The organism is Cellulomonas massiliensis JC225 (assembly GCF_000312005.1).
Classification (GTDB): domain Bacteria; phylum Actinomycetota; class Actinomycetes; order Actinomycetales; family Cellulomonadaceae; genus Cellulomonas; species Cellulomonas massiliensis.
Genome location: NZ_HE978589.1, coordinates 1 through 5050, shown reverse-complemented (window position 1 = coordinate 5050; position 5050 = coordinate 1). Strand labels below are relative to the sequence as shown.

3 rRNA genes are annotated in these 5050 nt (G+C 59.1%); all 3 read left to right on the top strand.

From position 1 onward, the window contains the following. Positions 1-1214: ribosomal RNA gene (locus HGCM_RS16125) — 16S ribosomal RNA — on the top strand; the annotation flags it as partial. Positions 1215-1689: 475 nt separating this feature from the next. After that, positions 1690-4795 (top strand): 23S ribosomal RNA (locus HGCM_RS16120). An 83-nt stretch (positions 4796-4878) separates the two neighbouring features. Next, a 5S ribosomal RNA gene (gene rrf / locus HGCM_RS16115) occupies positions 4879-4995 on the top strand. The last annotated feature ends 55 nt before the right edge of the window (positions 4996-5050 follow it).

Below are 5050 nucleotides of genomic sequence, written 5' to 3'. Positions count from 1 at the left end.
CCACACTGGGACTGAGACACGGCCCAGACTCCTACGGGAGGCAGCAGTGGGGAATATTGCACAATGGGCGCAAGCCTGATGCAGCGACGCCGCGTGAGGGATGACGGCCTTCGGGTTGTAAACCTCTTTCAGCAGGGAAGAAGCGCAAGTGACGGTACCTGCAGAAGAAGCGCCGGCTAACTACGTGCCAGCAGCCGCGGTAATACGTAGGGCGCAAGCGTTGTCCGGAATTATTGGGCGTAAAGAGCTCGTAGGCGGTTTGTCGCGTCTGCTGTGAAAACTCGAGGCTCAACCTCGGGCTTGCAGTGGGTACGGGCAGACTAGAGTGCGGTAGGGGTGACTGGAATTCCTGGTGTAGCGGTGGAATGCGCAGATATCAGGAGGAACACCGATGGCGAAGGCAGGTCACTGGGCCGCAACTGACGCTGAGGAGCGAAAGCATGGGGAGCGAACAGGATTAGATACCCTGGTAGTCCATGCCGTAAACGTTGGGCACTAGGTGTGGGGCTCATTCCACGAGTTCCGTGCCGCAGCAAACGCATTAAGTGCCCCGCCTGGGGAGTACGGCCGCAAGGCTAAAACTCAAAGAAATTGACGGGGGCCCGCACAAGCGGCGGAGCATGCGGATTAATTCGATGCAACGCGAAGAACCTTACCAAGGCTTGACATACACCGGAAAAGTGCAGAGATGTGCTCCCCTTTTGGTCGGTGTACAGGTGGTGCATGGTTGTCGTCAGCTCGTGTCGTGAGATGTTGGGTTAAGTCCCGCAACGAGCGCAACCCTCGTCCCATGTTGCCAGCGGGTTATGCCGGGGACTCATGGGAGACTGCCGGGGTCAACTCGGAGGAAGGTGGGGATGACGTCAAATCATCATGCCCCTTATGTCTTGGGCTTCACGCATGCTACAATGGCCGGTACAAAGGGCTGCGATACCGCGAGGTGGAGCGAATCCCAAAAAGCCGGTCTCAGTTCGGATTGGGGTCTGCAACTCGACCCCATGAAGTCGGAGTCGCTAGTAATCGCAGATCAGCAACGCTGCGGTGAATACGTTCCCGGGCCTTGTACACACCGCCCGTCAAGTCACGAAAGTCGGTAACACCCGAAGCCGGTGGCCCAACCCTTGTGGGGGGAGCCGTCGAAGGTGGGACTGGCGATTGGGACTAAGTCGTAACAAGGTAGCCGTACCGGAAGGTGCGGCTGGATCACCTCCTTTCTAAGGAGCATCTGGCTGGTCGGCCGCACCTGTCATGGGTGGGTCGTGCTGGTCCAGGCCCACGCCCGTGCCGAGTGTGTGCGGGGTGGTGCTCGAGGGTGGAACATCGACTATGGCCGGCTTGTCTGCTGGTGGCGCTCTAGTACGCCTGCGGTCTTCGGATCGTGGGGAGGGAACGGGTGGCTGCTGGTCGGGGGTCGGTCTGGCACGCTGTTGGGTCCTGAGGGAACAGCCGGTTGGTTGTTGCTTCGGGGTCGCGAGCTCCTCGCTGGTCTTGGGTCCGTGTGGGTCTGGGGTGGTGGGGGGTGGCGGTCCGGCGGATCGTCCTGGCGGGGTTGAACCGCTTTCGTCGCGCGGTGGTGGTGCCTTCGGGTGCGGCCGGCGTGTGGTGGGGGTAGGCGCCCCGGGGTACAGGGTGGGCCCGGTCGTTGCTTGAGAACTGCACAGTGGACGCGAGCATCTTTGAAATCTTTGTGGTCAAGTTTATAAGGGCACAGGGTGGATGCCTTGGCACTAGGAGCCGAAGAAGGACGTTGTAGCCTGCGATAAGCCTCGGGGAGTTGGCAAACGAACCGTGATCCGAGGATGTCCGAATGGGGAAACCCCGCACGAGTCATGTCGTGTGACCCGCACCTGAATATATAGGGTGTGTGGAGGGAACGCCGGGAAGTGAAACATCTCAGTACCGGCAGGAAGAGATATTCCGTGAGTAGTGGCGAGCGAAAGCGGATCAGGCCAAACCGAGCGTGTGCTCAAGCCGGCAGGCGTTGCACGTTCGGGGTTGTGGGACTTGTCAGTCGTGGCTGCCGCCGCGGCAGGGAGTCAGAAAGTCGCGTCATAGTCGAAGGGCATTGAAAGGCCCGGCACAGAGGGTGGTACCCCCGTAGACGAAATGGCGTGGCCTCCCGATGAGGATCCCAAGTAGCTCCGGGCCCGTGAAACCTGGAGTGAATCTGCACAGACCACTGTGTAAGCCTAAATACTACCTAGTGACCGATAGCGGACAAGTACCGTGAGGGAAAGGTGAAAAGTACCCCGGGAGGGGAGTGAAATAGTACCTGAAACCGTGTGCCTACAATCCGTCGGAGCCTCCTTAGCAGGGGTGACGGCGTGCCTTTTGAAGAATGAGCCTGCGAGTTAGTGGTACGTGGCGAGGTTAACCCGTGTGGGGAAGCCGTAGCGAAAGCGAGTCCGAATAGGGCGTCACAGTCGCGTGCTCTAGACCCGAAGCGGAGTGATCTAGCCATGGGCAGGGTGAAGCGCGGGTAAGACCGCGTGGAGGCCCGAACCCACCAGGGTTGAAAACCTGGGGGATGACCTGTGGTTAGGGGTGAAAGGCCAATCAAACTCCGTGATAGCTGGTTCTCCCCGAAATGCATTTAGGTGCAGCGTCACGCGTTTCTTGCCGGAGGTAGAGCTACTGGATAGCCGATGGGCCCCACCAGGTTACTGACGTTAGCCAAACTCCGAATGCCGGTAAGCCAGAGCGTGGCAGTGAGACTGCGGGGGATAAGCTCCGTAGTCGAGAGGGAAACAGCCCAGACCACCAGCTAAGGCCCCTAAGCGTGTGCTAAGTGGGAAAGGATGTGGAGTTGCACAGACAACCAGGAGGTTGGCTTAGAAGCAGCCACCCTTGAAAGAGTGCGTAATAGCTCACTGGTCAAGTGATTCCGCGCCGACAATGTAGCGGGGCTCAAGCACACCGCCGAAGCTGTGGCATTCACACATCGCTCAGCCCTTGTGGTTCAGGCGTGTGGATGGGTAGGGGAGCGTCGTGTGGCGAGTGAAGTCGCGGGGTAACCCAGCGGTGGACGCCACACGAGTGAGAATGCAGGCATGAGTAGCGAATGACGGGTGAGAAACCCGTCCGCCGAATGACCAAGGGTTCCAGGGCCAGGTTAATCCGCCCTGGGTAAGTCGGGACCTAAGGCGAGGCCGACAGGCGTAGTCGATGGACAACGGGTTGATATTCCCGTACCGGCGAAGAACCGCCCATACCGAGCCCGGTGATGCTAACCGTCCGAGCCGTGCCCATCGTCCTTCGGGACACCGGGCACGGGGAGCACGGGACCCGAACCGGTAGTAGGTAAGCGTATTAACAGGGGTGACGCAGGAAGGTAGCCAGGCGTGGCGATGGTAGTCCACGTCCAAGGTCGTAGGGCGAGGTGCAGGCAAATCCGCACCTCATCAAGCCTGAGAGCTGACGGTGACCGCGAACGCGGGAAACTGGTGATCCTATGCTGCCAAGAAAAGCCTCGACGCGAGGTTCTAGCCGCCCGTACCCCAAACCGACTCAGGTGGTCAGGTAGAGAATACCAAGGCGATCGAGCGAATCGTGGTTAAGGAACTCGGCAAAATGCCCCCGTAACTTCGGGAGAAGGGGGGCCTGACGCGTGAACCCACTTGCTGGGGGAGCGCCTAGGGCCGCAGAGACCAGGGAGAAGCGACTGTTTACTAAAAACACAGGTCCGTGCGAAGTCGCAAGACGATGTATACGGACTGACGCCTGCCCGGTGCTGGAAGGTTAAGAGGACGGGTCAGCCGCAAGGCGAAGCTCAGAATTTAAGCCCCAGTAAACGGCGGTGGTAACTATAACCATCCTAAGGTAGCGAAATTCCTTGTCGGGTAAGTTCCGACCTGCACGAATGGCGTAACGACTTCTCCGCTGTCTCAACCGCGAACTCGGCGAAATTGCACTACGAGTAAAGATGCTCGTTACGCGCAGCAGGACGGAAAGACCCCGGGACCTTTACTATAGCTTGGTATTGGTCTTCGGTGCGGCTTGTGTAGGATAGGTGGGAGACTGTGAAGCGGGCACGCCAGTGCTCGTGGAGTCAACGTTGAAATACCACTCTGGTCGCTCTGGAGATCTAACCTCGGTCCGTGATCCGGACTAGGGACAGTGCCTGGTGGGTAGTTTAACTGGGGCGGTTGCCTCCTAAAATGTAACGGAGGCGCTCAAAGGTTCCCTCAGCCTGGTTGGCAATCAGGTGGCGAGTGCAAGTGCACAAGGGAGCTTGACTGTGAGACTGACAGGTCGAGCAGGGACGAAAGTCGGAACTAGTGATCCGGCGGTGGCTTGTGGAAGCGCCGTCGCTCAACGGATAAAAGGTACCCCGGGGATAACAGGCTGATCTTGCCCAAGAGTCCATATCGACGGCATGGTTTGGCACCTCGATGTCGGCTCGTCGCATCCTGGGGCTGGAGTAGGTCCCAAGGGTTGGGCTGTTCGCCCATTAAAGCGGTACGCGAGCTGGGTTTAGAACGTCGTGAGACAGTTCGGTCCCTATCCGCTGCGCGCGCAGGAAACTTGAGAAGGGCTGTCCCTAGTACGAGAGGACCGGGACGGACGAACCTCTGGTGTGCCAGTTGTTCCGCCAGGAGCACGGCTGGTTGGCTACGTTCGGAAGGGATAACCGCTGAAAGCATCTAAGCGGGAAGCCTGCTTCAAGATGAGGTTTCCACACCCCTCGAGGGTGAGAGGCTCCCAGCGAGACCACTGGGTAGATAGGCCGGATGTGGAAGGCAGGACCAACGACTGCCGCAGCTGACCGGTACTAATAAGCCGACAACTTCACCACAATCATTGTGCTACGCGTCCACTGTGCGGTTCCCGAGAAACGAACGAACCCGACCCTGGGTTGGTTTGACAACTCGACAGCGTTACGGCGGTCATAGCGAAGGGGAAACGCCCGGTCCCATTCCGAACCCGGAAGCTAAGCCCTTCAGCGCCGATGGTACTGCACTCGCCAGGGTGTGGGAGAGTAGGACGCCGCCGGACACCATTGTAGAAAGAGCCACCCCGACACCGGGGTGGCTCTTTCTGCATTCCGGGG